Annotated in this window: 18 protein-coding genes, 1 tRNA gene and 1 pseudogene; 11 read left to right on the top strand and 9 right to left on the bottom strand. The window is 61.5% G+C overall.

The features are described 5' to 3' along the window. Positions 1-363: 363 nt before the first annotated feature. Complete coding sequence (locus NKI32_RS02595; protein ID WP_023672454.1) at positions 364-999, bottom strand: FMN-dependent NADH-azoreductase; 636 nt, start codon at positions 997-999, stop codon at positions 364-366. 109 nt (positions 1,000-1,108) lie between these two features. On the opposite strand from NKI32_RS02595, the gene NKI32_RS02600 reads away from it, so the two are divergent. Next, on the top strand, positions 1,109-2,065 hold the full coding sequence (locus NKI32_RS02600; protein WP_352758330.1) for a LysR family transcriptional regulator: 957 nt from the start codon (positions 1,109-1,111) through the stop codon (positions 2,063-2,065). On the opposite strand, the gene NKI32_RS02605 is transcribed toward NKI32_RS02600, so the two are convergent. Further along, entirely contained in the window at positions 1,998-2,624 is a 627-nt protein-coding gene (locus NKI32_RS02605; protein WP_023672456.1) for a TetR/AcrR family transcriptional regulator, read from the bottom strand. The genes NKI32_RS02600 and NKI32_RS02605 overlap by 68 nt on opposite strands. Before the next feature lie 66 nt (positions 2,625-2,690). Here NKI32_RS02605 and NKI32_RS02610 point away from each other — a divergent pair, with 66 nt between their 5' ends. Next, positions 2,691-3,116, top strand: coding sequence for a VOC family protein (locus NKI32_RS02610; RefSeq protein ID WP_353001726.1), 426 nt, complete (start codon positions 2,691-2,693; stop codon positions 3,114-3,116). A gap of 94 nt (positions 3,117-3,210) precedes the next feature. Continuing rightward, positions 3,211-4,122: an arginase family protein gene (locus NKI32_RS02615; RefSeq protein ID WP_023672458.1), complete on the top strand. Its 912-nt coding sequence runs from the start codon at positions 3,211-3,213 to the stop codon at positions 4,120-4,122. A 4-nt stretch (positions 4,123-4,126) separates the two neighbouring features. Here the strand turns inward: NKI32_RS02615 and NKI32_RS02620 are convergent, their stop codons facing one another. Then, a complete protein-coding gene (locus tag NKI32_RS02620; protein ID WP_352446394.1) occupies positions 4,127-5,077 on the bottom strand; it encodes a S1C family serine protease in 951 nt (316 codons plus the stop codon). Positions 5,078-5,246: 169 nt separating this feature from the next. Between NKI32_RS02620 and NKI32_RS02625 the strand changes: the two genes are divergently transcribed. The 3 genes from NKI32_RS02625 to NKI32_RS02635 all read left to right on the top strand — a co-directional run bounded on the left by NKI32_RS02625 (position 5,247) and on the right by NKI32_RS02635 (position 7,821). Continuing rightward, positions 5,247-6,119, top strand: a complete 873-nt coding sequence (locus tag NKI32_RS02625) for a S1C family serine protease (protein ID WP_352461910.1) — start codon at positions 5,247-5,249, stop codon at positions 6,117-6,119. Between the two features lie 8 nt (positions 6,120-6,127). Next, positions 6,128-6,835, top strand: coding sequence for a helix-turn-helix transcriptional regulator (locus NKI32_RS02630; RefSeq protein ID WP_156931471.1), 708 nt, complete (start codon positions 6,128-6,130; stop codon positions 6,833-6,835). Between the two features lie 119 nt (positions 6,836-6,954). Continuing rightward, positions 6,955-7,821 (top strand): SDR family oxidoreductase, encoded by an 867-nt coding sequence (locus NKI32_RS02635; protein WP_023741127.1) that lies wholly within the window; start codon positions 6,955-6,957, stop codon positions 7,819-7,821. 130 nt (positions 7,822-7,951) lie between these two features. On the opposite strand, the gene NKI32_RS02640 is transcribed toward NKI32_RS02635, so the two are convergent. Both NKI32_RS02640 and NKI32_RS02645 read right to left on the bottom strand, forming a co-directional pair. Then, on the bottom strand, positions 7,952-8,467 hold the full coding sequence (locus tag NKI32_RS02640; protein ID WP_023672463.1) for a TIGR00645 family protein: 516 nt from the start codon (positions 8,465-8,467) through the stop codon (positions 7,952-7,954). A gap of 326 nt (positions 8,468-8,793) precedes the next feature. Further along, positions 8,794-10,989: an OmpA family protein gene (locus tag NKI32_RS02645; protein ID WP_023713888.1), complete on the bottom strand. Its 2,196-nt coding sequence runs from the start codon at positions 10,987-10,989 to the stop codon at positions 8,794-8,796. Between the two features lie 202 nt (positions 10,990-11,191). Between NKI32_RS02645 and NKI32_RS02650 the strand changes: the two genes are divergently transcribed. After that, positions 11,192-11,638 carry a YcgN family cysteine cluster protein gene (locus tag NKI32_RS02650; protein ID WP_352712074.1) on the top strand — a complete coding sequence of 149 codons (447 nt, stop codon included), beginning with the start codon at positions 11,192-11,194 and terminating at the stop codon, positions 11,636-11,638. 220 nt (positions 11,639-11,858) lie between these two features. After that, on the top strand, positions 11,859-12,203 hold the full coding sequence (locus tag NKI32_RS02655) for a hypothetical protein (RefSeq protein WP_352626146.1): 345 nt from the start codon (positions 11,859-11,861) through the stop codon (positions 12,201-12,203). Between the two features lie 259 nt (positions 12,204-12,462). Here the strand turns inward: NKI32_RS02655 and NKI32_RS02660 are convergent, their stop codons facing one another. After that, positions 12,463-13,173 carry an SIMPL domain-containing protein gene (locus NKI32_RS02660; protein WP_353001729.1) on the bottom strand — a complete coding sequence of 237 codons (711 nt, stop codon included), beginning with the start codon at positions 13,171-13,173 and terminating at the stop codon, positions 12,463-12,465. A 134-nt stretch (positions 13,174-13,307) separates the two neighbouring features. On the opposite strand from NKI32_RS02660, the gene NKI32_RS02665 reads away from it, so the two are divergent. Beyond that, a tRNA-Ile gene (locus NKI32_RS02665) sits at positions 13,308-13,383 on the top strand. A 201-nt stretch (positions 13,384-13,584) separates the two neighbouring features. Here the strand turns inward: NKI32_RS02665 and NKI32_RS02670 are convergent. Genes NKI32_RS02670 through NKI32_RS02680 form a run of 3 tightly spaced genes read right to left on the bottom strand, consistent with a single transcriptional unit; the run spans position 13,585 to position 16,183 of the window. Beyond that, positions 13,585-15,279 (bottom strand): recombinase family protein, encoded by a 1,695-nt coding sequence (locus NKI32_RS02670; protein WP_353001730.1) that lies wholly within the window; start codon positions 15,277-15,279, stop codon positions 13,585-13,587. Then, a complete protein-coding gene (locus NKI32_RS02675) occupies positions 15,276-15,749 on the bottom strand; it encodes a DUF2924 domain-containing protein (protein WP_353001732.1) in 474 nt (157 codons plus the stop codon). The genes NKI32_RS02670 and NKI32_RS02675 overlap by 4 nt, the downstream gene beginning before the upstream one ends. Positions 15,750-15,754: 5 nt before the next feature. Next, the gene (locus tag NKI32_RS02680) at positions 15,755-16,183 is read right to left on the bottom strand and encodes a DUF3489 domain-containing protein (RefSeq protein WP_353001733.1); all 429 of its coding nucleotides are present in this window, start codon (positions 16,181-16,183) and stop codon (positions 15,755-15,757) included. Between the two features lie 245 nt (positions 16,184-16,428). Here NKI32_RS02680 and NKI32_RS02685 point away from each other — a divergent pair. Further along, a pseudogene (locus NKI32_RS02685) lies at positions 16,429-16,885 on the top strand (Ros/MucR family transcriptional regulator). Between the two features lie 153 nt (positions 16,886-17,038). Further along, positions 17,039-18,601 carry an anti-phage dCTP deaminase gene (locus tag NKI32_RS02690; RefSeq protein WP_353001734.1) on the top strand — a complete coding sequence of 521 codons (1,563 nt, stop codon included), beginning with the start codon at positions 17,039-17,041 and terminating at the stop codon, positions 18,599-18,601. The last annotated feature ends 66 nt before the right edge of the window (positions 18,602-18,667 follow it).

Below are 18,667 nucleotides of genomic sequence, written 5' to 3' on the forward strand. Positions count from 1 at the left end.
ATAGATGAACGCGAGACGCGGATCGTCGTCGGCAACAGCGCTTGCGACAATTCCGTTGTTCTCTCCTCCACTCGGACATTCGGCCATAAGTTGCCTCTCTGTTTTGACAGGGATGCACGAGTCTAGCCCGATCCGTCGGTGCAAAAACAGATTGGCCGTGGACCAACGGCAAATCCGATGGCGATGCCGGGGGCTTCCAAACCTATGAGGGCCAGCTGATGAACGGGCAAGAATAGTTGGCAGCCATCGAAAACCCCGCCACGAACACCACGCCATCTGCCGGTGGACCCTGCTCTCGGCCCCGGACAGCAAGAAGGCAGGCGCCGAAGCGCCTGCCTTTTCAATGCGAATGACGGGGTGTGCTTACGCGGCGATTTGCGCGCTCGCGGTCTTGGCCACCACGGCATCGACCTTGGCCGTCGCATTGGCGAGCGCGGCGGTGACGGCATCAGGGCCCATGCCGACGCCTTCGATGCGGATGACGTCGACATCGGTCATGCCGAGAAAGCCGAGCACGCCGCGCAGATAGGGGATGGCGTGATCGAACTGCACGGCCGCACCTTCGGAATAGATGCCGCCCGAGGCGAGTACGATATAGACCTTCTTGCCGGTGACGAGGCCCTTGGGACCACCCTCGCCATAAGAGAAGCTCTTGCCGGAGCGGGAGATGTGATCGACCCAGGACTTCAGGGTTGAGGAGATGTTGAAGTTGATGAAGCCGGTGGCCAGGATCACGGTGTCGGCTGCGAACAGTTCGTCAAGCACGATGTCGGAGACGCCGACGACTTCGGCCTGGCGCGGCGTGCGGGCTTCAACGGGGGTGTAGATGCCGGTCGCATAATCGGTGTCGATATGCGGCAGCGGGTTGGCCACTAGGTCGCGTACGACGAGCGTATTCGACGGGTCGGCGGCGACGAGCTTTTCAGCGAATTCGGTAGCGATACGGGTCGAGTGCGAGGCAGCGCCGCGCGGGCTCGAGGTTACAAGCAGGATAGACATAGCGGTTCTCTCCAGTGGGAATTGATTTCTCCCGCCTGATATGGGCCTACCGACCCATTCAAAAAACTGGTATATTTTCTATACGATCCATCCATAAAGTAGGTATGTCGTGCAACCCAATCCGACGCTTGACCAATTGCAGATCCTGGTTGCGGTCGCCGACGCCGGCAGCTTCTCAGCCGCCGGCCGCAAGCTTAACCGCGCGCAGTCCGTCATCAGCTACGGCATCGCCAATCTTGAAGCGCAGCTTGGCCTGAAACTGTTCGAGCGCGAGGGCACGCGCGAGCCGCAGCTGACCGAAATCGGCCGGGCGATGCTGGAGGACGCCCGGCGCATGGTCGGCGTGCTGCAGCGCATCCGTTCGCGTGCCGACGGTCACCATCAGGGGCTGGAGGCTGAAGTTGCGCTGTCGGTTGACGCGGCGCTGCCCTCGCCAGTGCTGGTGCGCGTGCTGAAGGCGTTCGAGGCGCAGTTCCCGACCGTGATGATGCGACTCCATATCGGCACGCTCGGTCTGATCCCCGACCATGTCGTCAGCGGACAGTCGGATCTTGGCATCGGTGGCTTGCTGGGCGAGGTCGACGTGCATCTCGTGCGCATCGGCTTCATGTCGATCGTGCTGGCTGCCGCCCCCACCCACCCTCTGGCACTGCTGCCGAAACCGGTGGCGCTCGAGGATGCGCGAGAGCACACCCAGCTGGTTGTCAGCGACCAGTCGGAACGCACCAAGGGACGCGACTTCGGCGTCTTTGCCTATCGTACATGGCGGCTGACAGATGTGCGTATCAAGCATACGTTGATGCGCGAGGGGCTGGGCTGGGGAGGGTTGCCGCGCTGGCTGATCGCGGACGATTTGGCCAGCGGCAGGCTGGTCGAACTCGACCTTGAACCCTTTAGCGAGGTGCGCTCATCGCTCTATGCCATGCACCGCGCCGACCGCAGCCCGAAACCGGCGGCGGCCTGGCTGATCGACCAGTTCAAACGCCAGCTCGGCTGCTTCAACGAGTTCGACCCGGACGACCTGCCTGAGGATGAGCCGGAGACAGCCCATCGATCAGAGCCATGAGCACGGCGCGATAGTCTTCGGCCGAGGCGCCGGCCTCGACGGCAAGTGCTGCGCGGTCGAAGGCAGCGGCGAGCAAAGCGGTCAGCGCATCGGCCGGCAGTCTGGTCATCGACTGTTCGCGCATTGCCGCAACCAGGCCTTCGCGCAGCGACCGGTTGCCGTGGCGATTGTCGATCGCATCCATGGCGGCGCGGCCAAGCACGGCCGGCCCGTCGAGCAGCAAAAGCCGCGTGCGGCCGGGCGCGCGCATGGCGGCGAGATAGGCGTCCGAGCCGGCAATCAGCGCATTGCGGGCAAACAAAGAAGGCGGCGAGGCGCGCTCGATCTCTTGCGCCACCGCCGCCGCCTCCTGCTCGACCACAGCGGCAAACAGCGCCTGCTTGTCGGCAAAGTGGTGATAGAGCGCGCCGCGGGTGACGCCGGCGGCCGCAACGATCTCCGGCGTGCCGGTCTCGGCATAGGACTTTTCGATGAACAGTTTGCGCGCCGCAGCGATCAGGTCGGCGCGCGTCGCTTCGGTGCGGTCGCGGTTGGAGCGGCGCGGGGTTTCTCGTTGCATACATGCAGCCTGTATGTTATTTTGAATTACATGCAAACTGTATGTTGGCTGACGGGAGAAAGAAAGATGAAGACGACGAGCTATTATCCGGTGCTGATGACGGGCGACGTAGCCGGCACAAAAGCCTTCTATATCAATCACTTCCGCTTCAAGCCGCTGTTTGCGAGCGACTGGTATGTGCACCTGCAGTCTGCCGAGGATCGCCGCGTCAATCTCGGCATCGTCCAGGGCGACCACGAGACGATCCCCGAGGAGGGGCGCGGCCGCACATCGGGGCTGCTGATCAATTTCGAGGTGAGGGATCCTGATGCTGTCTATGAACGGATCGTTGCGGCCGGCCTACCGATCCTGTGCCCGCTGCGCGACGAACTCTTCGGCCAGCGCCATTTCATCACCAGGGATCCCAATGGCGTGCTGATCGACGTCATCAAGCCGATCCCGCTCAGCCCGGAATTTCAGGCGCAATTCGCGGCGGGCGCGGCGGGCGCCTGAACAATGGCAGCAAATGTCGGCAGCGGCTCCGGCCGCTGTGGCCGGACCCGCACCATGCGGTCTATGTTGGTGATGTTGAAGCTGGGCCTGCCGCATGCGTGACATCTGCCTTGTTCGTGCGCCATCCAATCTCGGCCTTCGGCCCTTGGAGCCGGGCCATGTGCCCGGCACCTGGCGTGCGCCGCAGGCGCTGAGCGAAGCTGGTTTGATCGAGTCGCTGGCGCCGGGGCGGGTGGTCGATCTCGACAGACCCGCCTACAGTACCGAACCGCAACCGGGCACTAGGCTGCGTAATGGTCCGGCGATCCGCTGCTTCAACCTCGATCTTGCCGAGATCGTCACCGGTGCGCTTGGGCAAGGCGAGTTCCCGCTGATCATCGGCGGCGACTGCTCGATCCTGCTTGGCGCACTGGTCGCCGCGCGGCGCTCGGGCGCGGTCGCCCTGGTCCATGTCGATGGCCACAGCGATTTCCGCCATCCCGGCAACTACGATGTCAATGCCTCACTCGGCTCGGTTGCCGGCATGGATCTGGCACTTGCCACTGGACGCGGCGAGGCTTTGCTGGCGCAATGGCCAGGTGTTGTCGGTCCGCTCGTCGCCGACGAGGCGGTGGTTCAGATCGGCGAACGCGAGAGCCGCGATGCCGATTTTGCCTGGCCCGACATCAATGCGACCGCCGTGACGCGCATCGACGTCTTTGCCGCGCAGGAACTCGGCGCGGCTGGAGTGTTGCAAAAGACAAGAGCGACGCTGGCGCGCGCCGGCTGTCCCTACTGGCTGCATCTCGATGTCGATGTGCTCGACCAGACGGTGATGCCGGCGGTGGATTCGCCCGGCAGCCCCGGCATCGACCCCGATGAACTCGTTGCCATTCTGTCGGCGCTGACAGCGGACCAGCGCTGCACCGGCTTGGACATGACGATCTACGATCCCGACCTCGACCCGACCGGTGACCTTGCGCGACTGCTGGTGTCGCTGCTCGGGCGGGTGCTCAACCCTCGATAAGGGCTCAACTCGCCCTTGCTACCGGCGTCACCGTCACCTGGCTGACGCCGGTGCGGCGCACCACGGTGCACAGCGTCTCGCGGCCGATGCGTTCGGCGTCGAGCATGCGCACGAGGTCGTCGACGCCGGTGACCGGGCGACCGTCTATTGACGCGATGATGTCGCCTTCCCTGAGGCCGGCCTTCGCCGCGGGTCCGTCTTTCTCGACGCTGCGCAGCCGTACCGCCGTACTGGTGGTCACCTGCGACAGAAGGGCGGCGCGGCGCGGCAAACTGGTGGTGTCGGCCGAGATGCCGATGAAGGCACGGCGCACGCGGCCGAAGCGGATGATCTCCGAAATGACGAAATTGGCGGTGTTGGAAGCGACCGCGAAGGCGATGCCTTGCGCGCCGTGGATCATGGCGGTGTTGACGCCGATGACCTCGCCTGCCGACGACACCAGCGGTCCGCCGGAATTGCCGGGATTGAGCGCGGCATCGGTCTGGATGACATCGTCGATCAGCCGCCCGGTCGAGGCGCGCATCGAACGGCCAAGTGCGGAGACCACGCCTGACGTTACGGTCCATTCGAAGCCGAGCGGATTGCCGATGGCAATGGCGATCTGGCCGCGCCGCAGCCGCTTGGAATCGCCGAGCGGCGCGACTTCGGTGAAGCTGCCATCGGCGCGCACCAGCGCGATGTCGGTGTCGGGGTCGCGGCCTAGCACACGGCCTTCGCTGGAGGCGCCGTCGGGCATAGAGACGCGCACCGTTTTGGCATCGCCAACGACATGGAAATTGGTGACGACCAGCCCGTCCGGGGTGATGACGAAGCCGGAGCCATGGCCACCTTGGCCACCGACGCGCTCGATGCGGCAGACGGCTGGGCCGATGCGGTCGACGGCGTCGGCGACTGTCGTCGAATAGGCGTCGAGCAGTGTGTCGTCGGTTTCGAACTTGTGGGCGGCGAGGGCCATTGGCGGGGCTCCGTGTTTTCAGGCGCGATGATGACTATATGTGCGGAGCGGCTCGAACTGCCGCGACCTGACCAGATGGCCAGTCAAACCAGTAACTAGCCGTCAGACGAGTACCTCCGGGCGCACTGCCGAGCGATATCTGGGGCATGAGAAAACCCAGGAGATCATCATGAGTGACTTCAACCTTAATGCATTTTCCGAGGCCATCGCCGATCTCGCCGCCAAGGCTGCGCCGGCAACGGCAAGTTTCACCACCCATCACCATCGCACCGCCAGCGCCTTCCACTGGCGTGACGGCTGTTTCGTCACCGCCGAGGAAGCTGTCGAGGCCGGTGAGGAGATCGAATTGACATTGGCTTCGGGCGAAGCGGTGAAGGCCGAACTGGTCGGTCGCGATCCGTCGACCGGCGTAGCGCTTCTGAAGCCGGCCGGCGCGGCCGCGGCGCCTGCGCTCGCCAAGGCGGATGGGGTGCGGCCGGGCAACGTCGCCATCGCTGTCGGCAGCAGTCAGGGCTCGGCGCTGGCTGTCTCGGGCTCGGTCGGCGAGGTCGGCCCCGCCTGGCGCTCGATGCGCGGCGGCACCATCGATCGGCGCATCAATCTCGCCGTCAATGCCGGCGGCCGTTTCGAGGGCGGGCCGGTGCTTGACGCCAAGGGCGCGCTGATCGGCATGCTGCTGTTTGGGCCACGTGGTCGTGCGCTGGTCATGCCTTATGAGACGATCGAGCGGGCCGTGGCGACGCTGCGTGAAAAGGGCCATGTCGCGCGCGGCTATCTCGGCGCCGGCCTGCACCCGATCCGTGACGGCGCGGCGCGCGGCGCCATGGTCATGAGCCTCGACGACAATGGTCCGGCCAAAGCCGCCGGCCTTGCGCTGGGCGACATCATCGTGGCGTGGAATGGCGAGGCCGTGCACGGCCCGCGCGAACTGATCCGAAAGCTTGGGCCGGATAGCGCGGGCGCTGCGGTGACGCTCGGCGTGGTGCGCGGCGGCGAGCAGCGCGACGTCGCGCTGACCGTCGGTGAAAAACCGCTGAGCTGAGAGGGCCGATGGAAAGCGACACGCTGACAAGGCCGGAGGCGGGTGGGCCGGAGGTGGGTGGGCCGGAGGTGGCGGGCGGCGGACGCCAGCTCGTGGTGCTGATCGCGCTGCACGATGCCGCGCGTGCCGAGCGCCTGTCAGCTTCGCTTGCCATGGCGGACGATCTGCTTCCGGTCGTAGCCGGCAGCGGGATTGCCGACGTCGCTGTCGTCGATGACGCTGTTGCGAACAGTGCGGCCTGGCTCGATCGGGCCGATGGTGGCAACAGCGCAATCCCACGGGTGCTGCTATCCGCGAGCGCTGGCCGGCCGGAAAACCGGGTGCTTGCCGTGCTGCCTTTGGCGTCGGATGCGAATCTGATCGCGGCTGCCGTCAGACTGGCGGCGGCCGGCTACCGGGTGTCCAGGGATGGGCGTTCGACGCCCGCTCGCCACGACGATTTCGATGGCGCCGCCAACGGCGGAAGCCATAGCGGGCTGTTCGGCGAGGAGCCGTTGGACGATGGCGCTACCGCCCGTCCGGCGCTGTCGCCGCGCGAGGCCGAAGTGCTGGCGCTGCTGGCCGAAGGCGCGCCCAACAAGGTGATCGCGCGGCGGCTGAACATCTCCGTGCACACGGCAAAGTTCCACGTCGCCGCGATCCTGATCAAGCTGGGTGCTGCGAACCGCACGGATGCCATCGCGATCGCGATGCGGCAGGGCCTGGTGCTGGTCTAACCCCCTTATCCATTTGAGCCTACGTTGCGTAACCCGTTGCAGGCTGCCGAGGCCTTGCGCAGTGCATTGCCGCCGCGCAATGGTTCGCGTCAGTGATGTAGCAAGGGAGGTGCCAAGACATGTCGCTCAAGGGAAAGACGCTGTTCATCTCCGGCGGGTCGCGCGGCATCGGTCTTTCGATCGCGCTGCGAGCTGCGCGCGACGGCGCCAATGTGACGATCGCGGCCAAGACCGCCGAGCCGCATCCGAAGCTGCCGGGCACGATCTACTCGGCAGCTGAGGAGATCGAGCAGGCCGGCGGCAAGGCGCTGCCTGTTTTGTGCGACATCCGCGAGGAGGCGCAGGTGGCCGAGGCGGTTGCCAAGACCGTCGAAAAGTTCGGCGGCATCGATATCTGCGTCAACAATGCCAGCGCCATCCAGCTCACCGGCACGCTGGAGACGGACATGAAGCGCTACGATCTGATGCACCAGATCAACACGCGCGGCACCTTCCTGGTGTCGAAAATGTGCATTCCGCACCTGAAGTTGGCAAGCAATCCTCACATCTTGAATCTGGCGCCGCCGCTCGACATGAAGGCCAAATGGTTCAAGAACCATGTCGCCTACACCATGGCCAAGTTCGGCATGTCGATGTGCACGCTGGGGATGAGCGCCGAGTTTGCCAAGGACGGCATCGCGGTCAATTCGCTGTGGCCGATCTCGACCATCGACACGGCTGCGGTGCGCAATCTGCTCGGCGGCGCGACGGTGGCGGCGATGAGCCGCTTACCCGATATCATGGCCGATGCCGCACACGCCATCTTCCTGCGCTCATCGCGCGAGACATCAGGCAATTTCTACATCGATGAAGAGGTGCTGCGGGCCGAGGGCGTGACCGATTTCGCGGTCTATGCGCCGGGCGCGACCGGGCCGCTGGCCGGAGACTTTTTCGTGCCGGACGCGGTATTTGCCAATTCGCCGACGAACGTCAAAAGCATCTACTGACGGAAATCACGGGCCGACGGCGTTGCTTCCTCATCCACCTGCCGGCGTTGTTCGAAAAACCAAGCAATTGGCTTTTCGCCCGCTGTGCGGACCAGCCTCACCTCCCCATGAACGGGGAGAAAGGGGCTCATCACTCCTCGCCCTTCTTGCCTTTGCTCAGTCCCATCAGCCGGTCGATATAGGCCAGCATCAGCGCCGAGACGACGAAAGCGAGGTGGATGATGGTCAGCCACATCAGCTGGTCGATCGTATAGGAAGACGAATTCAGGAACACCTGCAGCAGGTGGATCGAGGAAATAGCGACGATGGTCGAGGCGACCTTGACCTTCAGCGAACCGACATCGATCGTACCCAGCCAGTGCACACCGCCATCCTGGTCGTCGAAGCGGCTGACGAAATTCTCGTAGCCGGAGATGATCACCATCACCACCAGCGAGGCCACAAGCGCGGCGTCGATGAGGCCGAGCATCTTCAGGATGGTGTCGGTGTCGTCGAGTGTGAAGGCGACCATGACGAACTCGTAGAGTTTTTTGCCGAAGGACAGCGCATAGACGGCGAGCGCCAGGGCCAGCCCGATGTAGAAAACCACCAGCAGCCAGCGTGAGGCGAGAATGATCGATTCGATGGCGAGTTCGAGACGTTTCATGCAGCGGTTCCGGTCAGCTTTCTGAGGTCGACTGGGGTATTTCGATCAGCTTGCCGCGGTTTGCAAGGCAAATTGCGACGCAAAAAAACCCCGCCGGGAGGGCCGGCGGGGTTCAATGCATCCCGCTGGAGTCGGGACGGGGCAGGGAACGCCCAGCCTCGAATCTGGGGAGGGCGGCCGCTCCATTCAATGAGCCGGTTCTAATACCAGTACAATTCTTGTTGAACCGGGATTGCTGTCCGCAGCTCGACCCATCCCGGTCTGCCGGGATGGGTCCTTGTTGTCGATCTGATTCCAGAAAGCTGCCCAAGCCATTGGAAAGCAGATCAATTGTTACTCGCCACCGGTGCCACCAGCGAGGTGATGCGACGGATGCCGACGCGGCGGTTCTCGCGGTTGGGCGCCGTGGTGTTGACCTTGAGGTATTCCTCGCCATAGCCCTGAGTGGTCAGGTTTTCCGGCGGGATGCCGAAGGCATTGGTCAGCGCTTCGGCGACAGACTCAGCGCGCCGGTCGGACAGAGCAAGGTTTGCTTCCGGCGTGCCAACCGCGTCGGTGTGGCCTTCGATCAGGAAGGTTTCGGCCGGGTTCTTCTTCAACAGTTTCTCCATGGCCGTGGCGACGCCTTCCAGTTTCTGCACTTCGGTGTCGGATATCGAGGCCGAGCCGAACTCGAAGTTCAGCGTGTCGAGGTCGACGCGACGGGCAATGTCGCGCACGCGCGCCGAACGCTTCACTTCGTCGATGGAATAGAGGCGCTGGACCTTCTCCACCGGCGGTTGTTCGAGGAACTCGTAATAGTCGTCCGGGCTTTCGACATCTTCCGAATCGAGGATGTACTCGCGGCGCGGGATGGTGAGCCGCATCGGCGGCAGGTCGTCACCGGGATCGCGCCAGTCATTGTCGTCGTCATAGCTGCGCTCGTCGACATAGCTCAGCACATATTCGTGCCCATCCGGCGTGATGCGCGATCGCCTGATGACGTCGCCATTGCGGTTGCGGATGGTGACGATCTGGATGCCATTGTCGCGCTCGACGATTTCCCGAGAGCGATCGCCCGACAGTTCCTCATAGTAAACATTCCTGGCGCCGCGGTGCATGCGCGGAGCGTCATTGCTTTCCACGATCGTCTGGTTGTTGAACTGCAAGATGACGCGGTCGCCGAGTTCCTTGACGACGTCGACGCCTTTCGGACGCCGGCGGTCGCGGACGTTCTCATCGGGTGCACGCTCGACGCGTTTGCCTTTTTCCTCCGTCACCGGGGCGATCTTTTCTGGCTGAATTGCCTGCTGAGCTGACTTGTCGTCGGTGGGCGGCGGTCCCTGGTCGACCGGAGCCGGCTTCGGGGCTTGCGCCTCGGTGCCGCCCTGCGCGGGCTGCTCGCCCGTCTGGCCGCCAGCATTCTGGCCGTTCCCATTTTGGCCGTTCCCATTTTGGCTGTTGCCGCCCTGGTCCTTGCGGTGCTTGCGCCTGGCATCCTTCTGGCTGTCCAGGATGGGTGCTTCGTCGGGGTTGGCCGTGGCTTCGCCTTGCGCCGGCGTCTCACCTTGCGCGGGCTGCTCGGCATTGGCCGGTTGCTCCGCAGGCTGTGGTTCACCGGTCGCAGGCTGCTGTTCGCCCGTCACCGGCTGTTCGCCGACAGTTTTTTTGCCGTGCTTTTTCGCCTGATCCTTCGGCTGTTCACCTTCGGCGGGAGCCGCTTGCTGATCGGCCGGGGGCTGAATCGGCTCGGCCTGCGGCGCGGGCTCTCCGGCAGGCGCAACTTTGACGTCTGGCGCTTTGTCGGCAGGCGCGGCCTCAATCTGCTGATCCTGCTTGCGCTTTTTCTTGCCCGACTTGTTGTCGTTTGCCGGCGCCACCTGTTCGGTGGGCGCTGCTTGCTCGGCAGGCTGCTGGGCCGGCTGTTCAGCGGGCGCCGCTTCGATCTGCTGTTGGTCGCGCTTCTTCTTGCGTGGCTTTAGCGGCTGTTCTTCATTTGCCGGAGCTACCTGTTCGGCCGGTTGTTCAGCCGGTGCTGCCTCGATCTGCTGCTGGTCACGCTTCTTCTTGCGTGGCTTGAGCGGCTGCTCATCGGTCGCCGGCGCTGCCTGGGCGCCGCCCTCGTCCGCAGGCGCCGCCTCGATCTGCTGCTGTTGATTGCGCTTCTTTTTGCGCGGCTGCTGTTCCTCGGCGGCAGGTGCGGCCTGTTCGGCCGGGGCCTGCTCGGTCTGCTGCTGATCCCGCTTCTTCCTGCGCGGCTGTTGTTCCTCGGCGGCAGGGGCGGGTTGCTCTGCAGCCGGTGCAGGCTGCTCGGCGGCCGGCGCTGCCTGTTCGGCCTGCTGGCGTTTCTTTTTGCGCGGCAGTTCCTGGTCGGTCTGCTGACCATCTGCAGCAGGGTCGTCCTGGACCAGGATCAGTGGCGCGGCCGTGTGCTGCAAGGGGCCGAAAACGGCGTTGCCCTGCAACGGGGATGCGCCCAACGGCGCGGATGCCATAAGCAGGCCAAGTGCCGTACCTGCCAGTACCCGTGGTTGGCGTTTCATCTTAAATTCTCCTTGTGGGGTCCCATCCCTGCCCAAACTGTCCTTGACCGGATTGGTTCCGGTTTGCAGGCATTACCCGCACCCAAGGACGATTGACCGGCGTTTTGAAGGCAACTTCATGTTTTTCCTATGGTGCGGCCGGAACTTGAAGTCACACAACAGCTTGACCTTGCCGCATGCGGAGGCCACATCTCGACCCATAATGGAAACGCCGTTCTGGAAGACCAAGACGCTGGAAGCGATGACGCCCACCGAGTGGGAATCGCTGTGCGACGGCTGCGGAAAATGCTGCCTGTCTAAACTCGAGGACGAGGATACCGGCGAGATCTACTGGACATCAGTCGGCTGCCGGCTGTTCGATGGGCAAAGCTGCCGCTGTTCGGACTATGCCAACCGGCTGGCGCGCGTGCCGGACTGTGTCGGGCTGACGCCGCAGAATGTGCGCACCATCACGTGGCTGCCGAAAACCTGTGCCTACCGGCTGGTTGCCGAGGGGCACGACCTCTATTGGTGGCACAGGCTGGTGTCGGGAAGTGCCGAGACTGTTCATGATTCCGGCATCTCCATGCGCGGCCGCGTCCGCGCCAGTGAGACCGATCTGGCCGAGCCGGACGACTATTTCGACTATATGCTCGATGACGAGCCCTGAGCATTCTGGAACGGACGCTGCCATAGGGCGTTCTGCGCCATTGGACGTTTTTGACGGTCAGGATCGTTTGCAGCGGTGGAAGGGGCGGTTGCTTTCAACCTGTCGGGCAGATTAACCGAAAATGAACGGCCGGTTCGCGAAGAGTTCAGATTGCAAGGAGCATTCTCCCCCCATCGGTTCGACCAAGACGGGCGCAAGCCCTCAACAAGGAGAGAAGACAATGTTCAACTCATTCAAGACGGCAGCCCTTTCGGGTCTCGTAGCTCTCGGCACCCTTGCCGCAGTGCCCGCCCAGGCGGACTCGATCTATCTCGGCTTCGGCAACAACCATGACCGCCGCGTCGGCGTCTACACCGGCGACGATGAGGACGGCTTTCGCCGTGACCGCAATTGGCGCCGCTGCTCGCCGGACCACGCCCTCGACAAGGCCGAGCGCATGGGCCTGCACCGCGTCCGCATCGTCGATGTCAATCGCCGCGTGGTGAAGGTCGCCGGCCGCCAGTATGGCGATCGCGTAGTGGTCGTGTTCGCCAATGAGCGCGGCTGCCCGGTTATCTATCGCTAAGAGAACCAGACTGATCTTCTGCGAAGATCAGTCTGGGATACGACCTTCTGCGAAGGTCGATCCGGAGGCATGTTCCTCTGCGAGGATCAGCCTGGAGTAGCGGCATGACCCTTCTAGGGTCAGCCAGGAGCCCCTTTCCCTCCGCGGAAAGGTGCGGCTCGAAAAAACCCCGGAGGCCAGTCCTCCGGGGTTTTTCATGTCGGAAATCTGCGGTTCCGGCCGACGGGTTCAGCAGAACCGCGCCCGGCCCGGCGGCCTGCTACTTAAGCTCGAATGTCACTGTTACCTGCACGGCGTAGGCATTCTCGCCGGCCTGCACGGGAACCGCGGCGCCTGCCGCATCGAAGGCCTTGGCATTGATCGGCATCGGCGCCGGCGCAACGTTCTGGTCGGTGATTTCCAGCACCCGGCCAATGCTGACGCCGGCGGCTTCAGCCAGCGTCTTGGCCTTGGCCATGGCATCGGCGACCGCCTTCCTGCGGGCTTCGGCGACGGCAGCTTTCGGATCCTCGTTGGAGAACGAAATGCCGCCGCCCTGGTTGACGCCGAGCGACACAGCCTTGTCGAGAATCTCACCTGTTTTGTCGATGTCGCGGATGCGCACCGAGAGTGTGTTGGTCACCTGGTAGGCGACAAGCTCGGCTTCCTGGCTGCCGTCCGGTTTGTTGGTGTAGTTGTAACGCGGGTTAATCTGGATGCCGGCGGTCTGCAGGTCGCGGTCCTTGATCCCTGCCGACTTCATTGCCGCGATCACGGCGGCCATGGCGTCGTTGTTGGCGTCGAGTGCCGCGCGTGCGGTCTTGGCCTCGCGCATGACGCTGAGCGTCAGCAGCGCCAGGTCAGGCGCCACGGTCGACTGGCCTTCACCCGACACGATGATGCGGGGCGGGGGCAGCGAATCGGCAGCGCTTGCCATCGCCGGAAAAGCGATCGCGGCGGCAAGTGCGAGCGGCAAAATATGTCTGGTCATGAAAATCTCCTCGGTGTGCGATCCAGTCGCGCCTGTCGACTAGGGCGCGAATATGGGCTGATTTGGGCGATCTCGGCCAGCCCGTCCGGAAAGCCTTGTGCCGCGCAAGGAAAAACACTAATCCAGCGCGCGTGGGGCCTGTAGCTCAATGGTTAGAGCCGGCGGCTCATAACCGCTTGGTTGGGGGTTCGAGTCCCTCCGGGCCCACCATTCAGTCCGCCAGTTTTGGCACCCTTTCGACTGGCTCAAAATAACTGTTACATTTCCTTAGGTTAGCGGCGTCTTCACGGCAACGCTTGGCGGAGACGGCCGCTCCTCAGCCCAAAATGCCCCGATTCAGGGCCTTCGTCTCTGCAGGCCCATTCCCGTAGCCAACTGTTTGGAAAAGCGATGCTCGGCTGATGGTCAGAGTCAAACGCCGAGGAGGGCAGCCTGATCTGACCAGGCGAGCGGAAGGCCGGACAGGCGCGACAACTTGTGGGCAGTGAGTTCGATCGGCTGATTACCTGCGATGATTCTGGACACGATCTTCGGGTAGAGAAATGCGAGGGGCAACAGCCTGCTCACCTCAGAGACGGTGGTCGAGTTCAAATTGGCAATCTCCGTCAGGCTTCGGCTTGACCCATCGGTGAGTTGGTGGAGGTACAGCTGAGAGCGATGGATGACGTCGATCAACGCGGCGTCCGGGGGTGAGCCGCTGGCGGAGGCATCGGTCAGAACGAAGCGCATCTCCACGCCGCGCCGCTTGATGTTGAATGGACGTGTGATCGACACCGTTTCAGCGCCGCCATCAGGCAACAGAACCCTGTCGAGCAGATGTTCGGAGAGTGCTCTGCAATCAAAGTCGATGGTCAGTGCCTTCTGACCGAGCGTGATGCGGCGAACGAGTTTTTGCAGCAGCAATCGCTTGGGGTCGGCAGTCTCGGAACCCCACGCTGCCCAGACGTCAGCCGCGCGACGCATCGCGTATTGGATTTCGGTGGGGTTTGCCCATCGCTGAATCAAATCAGCGATTTGGCGGTGATCGTTGAGGATCTGATTCAGTTGATCCTCGATGACGGATTCAACTGCATCGGCGGGAAGACGCCAACCGTCTGAAGTGCGGCGTCGCTGATCAACGAACTGTTTCGAGACGTAGTATCGATAGCGCATTCCGCGTTTGTTGGCATGCACCGATCGTAGCTTCTGACCGTGCTCGTCGAAGAGCAGTCCGGTCATGAGGTGCTGTTGCGTGACGTTCGACAGGCTCCTCCGACGCGGCGCCTGAGACTTAAGAACCGCCTGCGCTGCATCGAATACCGGACCGGCGATGATCGGCTCTTGCTCGCCGTCGTAGACTTGATCCTTGTGCCTGATCTTGCCGATATAGATTGGGTTCGAGAGCAGGTGATAAAGGTTGCCGCGCCCGAATGGCATCGTGACGGCGACGGTCCCATTCTGGCGTTCGCGTGTTCGAGTCGTGTATCCCTCGCAAGCAGTCTCTTCAGCAAGGTCCCGCACAGACTTCAAAACGAGATACCGATCGAAGAGGTGTCGAACGATCTTCGCCTCGGCCTCGTCGATAATGAGCTTGCGGTTCTCCACGCGATAACCGAGCGGCACGACACCGCCCATCCACATGCCCTTCTTCTTGGAGGCCGCGATCTTGTCGCGGATGCGTTCGGCTGTGACCTCTCGCTCGAATTGCGCGAATGACAAAAGCACATTTAGCGTCAGCCTGCCCATCGATGTGGTGGTGTTGAACTGCTGCGTGACTGAGACGAATGACACGGAGCTGGCATCGAAGATTTCCACGATCTTCGAGAAGTCCATCAGCGAGCGGGTGAGGCGGTCGATCTTGTAAACCACCACCACGTCCACTTTCTTTTGTCTGATGTCTTGGAGCAGCCGCTGCAGGGCAGGGCGCTCCATCGTTCCGCCGGAGATGCCGCCGTCGTCATAGCGATCAGGAATGAGCTTCCAGCCAAGGCCAACCTGGGAAGCAATGAAAGCCACACAGGCCTCGCGCTGGGCATCGAGCGAATTGAATTCCTGGTCGAGGCCTTCCTCGCTCGATTTGCGAGTGTAGACCGCGCACCTCAGGCGTGGTGTTGAGGTGCTGCTCATAGACCGAAGAACCTTGGGCCGGACCAATGCGCGCCAGTGATCTTGCGCGCGATCGACGACAGTGATGAGTAGGCCTTGGCCTCGAAGACGAAGCCATCCTCGACCACATCGACGATGTGGGTCTTTCCGTTCCATTCCCGGACCAATCTTGCGCCCGGCAAAACTTGTTTGCGCTTTGGTGCGGTCGCCATCTTGATGTCGTCGGCGACGACGTTAGCTTGCCTGACGCGGTCGGCGAACTTCTTCTCGACCTGGCCTATGGCGGACCGGAGCATGCGACGCGTCTCGGTGGAAAATCCACCGAGACGTTTGGCCTGAAGATGCCAGGCTGCTGCCCTGATCAGAAGTTCCCGCCTGACACCCTTTGGCGGCGCGCAGTGGTAAATCTTCTCCCATTGCGCTGTGAGGTCCTCGCGGGACAGATCGCCCAAGGCGGCGACCTCTATTCCGATGTCGGGCTTCGCACGCATGACGATCACGCGCCCTTTGCATCATCATTGATGCGATAGCGGCGAACCCCGTCCTTCCCAGCATCACTCAGCAGGTTCAGCCCAAACTTCTTCTTGACGACGGCCGACAAAAAGCCGCGCACCGAGTGCGCCTGCCACCCTGTGACTTCCATCAACATCTCGATCGTGGCGCCCTTGGCCAAGCGAAGCTTCTTCAGCACAAGATCCGACTTGCTCTGCTTGGTCTCATTACGGGGCGCAGACTTTGGCGACTTTGTTGGTGTCGGTTGCGGCACACCCTCCGCGTCACCAATTTTCTTTTTTGGCGATGTTTTCTTCTTCGCCCGCTCTGTTGTGGTCGGCGGCGCGTCCCAGATGTGCTCGTGCGGGGTCGGTGGGATTTGAAGCTTGTCGGGGTTCGATTCAGCGCTCTGGTCGGTGCCGAGTATCGCCATGGTCATTCTCCTTCAGTTTTTGCAGTCGCCGGCCGATCCGACGCCTGTACTGATTTGAGCCCGCCTAACGGGCTGGAGAGACCTTCATCGTAGCCGACGCGGGAAACCGCCGCTTTGTTACCCACAGCAATGCTTGCGTGCGCAACGAAGTCCAGCGGAATGTGCCTCGGCATCTAGCTATTTCGAAAATGGCAGGTATGAAGTAGTAAGGCTTCGATTTGCTTCAAACCAAGGAAATCTACGCGATGTCAGCCGAACACGATCATGCTCACACTGCTCTGATCGAACTGACCGCAGATATTGTGACTGCCTATGTCAGCAAAAACGCTGTTCCGGTCTCAGCACTGCCAGATTTGATCGAAAGCGTGAACTCTTCGCTGTCAAAGATCGGGCAGCCGCTTGAAGAACCGAAGCCTACGTTCACGCCCGCTGTAAATCCGAAGCGGTCGGTTGCCCCTGACTACAATCATCTGCCTCGAGGACGGGAAGAAGTTCAAATCGCTCAAGCGCCATCTTAACACGCAGTACGGGCTAACACCCGAGGAATACCGCTCCAAGTGGGGCTTGCCGGCGGACTATCCGATGGTTGCGCCGAACTATGCCGCTACTCGATCGCAACTGGCAAAGGATAGCGGGTTGGGCCGCAATGCGCCGGTAAAATCGGCGAGAAGGCTCTCAGGGACAAAAACTAAGCGCCAGTAGCTTAGATCGATCAGCGCGATAGCCGCTCTGGAACGATGGCCGGTGGCCGGCGCTGGCCTATTAAAAGCAGGCGCCGCTACTTCATAGATTCTTCGTAGTTTCGATCTCTATATTGTATGTTTCCAGCTTTCGGCTCATTGGGGTATTCAGGCGATGGCTCAACAATCCACTGCGATCAAAATTGTTTCCGCGATAGACCGGTTAGAATGGACGACGCCTATTGAGAATGTCTCTAGGTCGACTGACGAATTGGTCATCGGGCTAGTAGGAGCTGTCGGTGCCGGTGTCTCAAAGACAGCAGCGGAGCTGAAGCTTACATTGGAAAGAGAATATGGGTATGTCGTCGACATCGTAAAGGCGAGCGATATTATTCGCGAGAACGCTGGAAAAACCGCCGCCACCTCTCCGGCTACAGAGGGATCGGAGCGGATTAAGCAACTCCAAGCAATTGGAACGGAACTCAGGGAAAAGTATGGCGAAGCCTACATTGCTGCAAAGGCAATTGAAAAGATTGCCATCCAGAGAAAAACCGGCGACGGATATGACGAAAGCACACAGGTTCCGCAGCCAAAACGCCTGAGGCAAGCAACCATCATAGATTCCCTTAAGCATCCTAAAGAGACGACGCTCCTCAGGGATGTCTATGGCGGAATTTATTGGCAGCTCACCGTTTTTGCCCCTGAGGCAATTCGAGAGGCACGACTACGCAATAACGGTATTGCTAAGGATGAGCTCCCCGGGATTTTTACAAGAGATGAGAACGACAAAGAGGGAGACCACGGTCAAAAAGTGAGCAAGACCGCGTACCTGTCAGACTTCTTTGTTCGGAATGATGGAGAGAACGACGTTCGTCTGATCTCTGTCCTGCAGAGATACCTTGAGGTTATATTCAATATTTCTGTACACACGCCAAATGTCGATGAAGCGGGAATGTATGCGGCAGTGTCAGCGGCTAGCAAATCTGCGTGTCTGTCACGACAAGTTGGCGCGGCTATCTACTCAGCCGGCGGGGAGCTGATAAGCGTCGGTTGGAACGACGTGCCAAGAGCGCTAGGCGGTCTGTATTCTGCAGACGACGGGCACGACGACCATCGTTGCTATCTCTGGGGCGGCAAGCTCTGCCACAACGATCGCAAGAAAGAAGAGCTCTATGACAAGATATTCAAAAAGCTCACTGCGGAGGGCTTGCTTGCCAATGGTGTCGACAAATCGAAGTTGCGATCCGCGCTCTTAGCGACACCAGTGAAGGACCTCATTGAGTACAGCCGGTCCATTCATGCGGAAATGGAAGCTATCGTTTCCGCGGGCCGAACGGGGAAGACTGGCATGGTCGGAGGTACTCTTTATACGACAACGTTCCCTTGTCACAACTGTGCAAGGCACATCGTTGCCGCTGGCATATCGAAAGTGTTTTATGTGGAGCCTTATGCGAAAAGCCTTGCTTTAGAGCTTCATAGCGATGCCATAAGCATGGTCGAGGGCGACACCAAGAAGGTGGCGTTCCTTCAGTATGAAGGTGTCGGCCCAGACAGCGTGCTCAAACTGTTCCATCATGGAGTCGAAAGAAAAATTGATGGTAGAGCGCGCGTCCAGGATAAAAAAACTGCGATTCCTGTGCTACCCCCTCCTATGGACGGATTCACAACGCACGAAAAACGCGTTATCGAACGTCTTGAGAACGTTGAAAGCCAATCTGTCGGCGGGGGAGCAGGATGACGCGCATGGGTAAGGGGCCACAACGCGAATTCCTGTATGTCTTCGAATCGAAGGCTCCGCGCCCCC

The organism is Mesorhizobium sp. M0761 (assembly GCF_040320205.1).
Classification (GTDB): Bacteria; Pseudomonadota; Alphaproteobacteria; order Rhizobiales; family Rhizobiaceae; genus Mesorhizobium.

Coding starts and splice junctions, on each gene's coding strand:
- NKI32_RS02595 (WP_023672454.1), bottom strand. CDS start 999: ATGTCTATCCTGCTTGTAACCTCGAGCCCGCGCGGCGCTGCCTCGCAC.
- NKI32_RS02605 (WP_023672456.1), bottom strand. CDS start 2,624: ATGCAACGAGAAACCCCGCGCCGCTCCAACCGCGACCGCACCGAAGCG.
- NKI32_RS02610 (WP_353001726.1), top strand. CDS start 2,691: ATGAAGACGACGAGCTATTATCCGGTGCTGATGACGGGCGACGTAGCC.
- NKI32_RS02615 (WP_023672458.1), top strand. CDS start 3,211: ATGCGTGACATCTGCCTTGTTCGTGCGCCATCCAATCTCGGCCTTCGG.
- NKI32_RS02620 (WP_352446394.1), bottom strand. CDS start 5,077: ATGGCCCTCGCCGCCCACAAGTTCGAAACCGACGACACACTGCTCGAC.
- NKI32_RS02625 (WP_352461910.1), top strand. CDS start 5,247: ATGAGTGACTTCAACCTTAATGCATTTTCCGAGGCCATCGCCGATCTC.
- NKI32_RS02630 (WP_156931471.1), top strand. CDS start 6,128: ATGGAAAGCGACACGCTGACAAGGCCGGAGGCGGGTGGGCCGGAGGTG.
- NKI32_RS02635 (WP_023741127.1), top strand. CDS start 6,955: ATGTCGCTCAAGGGAAAGACGCTGTTCATCTCCGGCGGGTCGCGCGGC.
- NKI32_RS02640 (WP_023672463.1), bottom strand. CDS start 8,467: ATGAAACGTCTCGAACTCGCCATCGAATCGATCATTCTCGCCTCACGC.
- NKI32_RS02645 (WP_023713888.1), bottom strand. CDS start 10,989: ATGAAACGCCAACCACGGGTACTGGCAGGTACGGCACTTGGCCTGCTT.
- NKI32_RS02650 (WP_352712074.1), top strand. CDS start 11,192: ATGGAAACGCCGTTCTGGAAGACCAAGACGCTGGAAGCGATGACGCCC.
- NKI32_RS02655 (WP_352626146.1), top strand. CDS start 11,859: ATGTTCAACTCATTCAAGACGGCAGCCCTTTCGGGTCTCGTAGCTCTC.
- NKI32_RS02660 (WP_353001729.1), bottom strand. CDS start 13,173: ATGACCAGACATATTTTGCCGCTCGCACTTGCCGCCGCGATCGCTTTT.
- NKI32_RS02670 (WP_353001730.1), bottom strand. CDS start 15,279: ATGAGCAGCACCTCAACACCACGCCTGAGGTGCGCGGTCTACACTCGC.
- NKI32_RS02675 (WP_353001732.1), bottom strand. CDS start 15,749: ATGCGTGCGAAGCCCGACATCGGAATAGAGGTCGCCGCCTTGGGCGAT.
- NKI32_RS02680 (WP_353001733.1), bottom strand. CDS start 16,183: ATGGCGATACTCGGCACCGACCAGAGCGCTGAATCGAACCCCGACAAG.
- NKI32_RS02690 (WP_353001734.1), top strand. CDS start 17,039: ATGGCTCAACAATCCACTGCGATCAAAATTGTTTCCGCGATAGACCGG.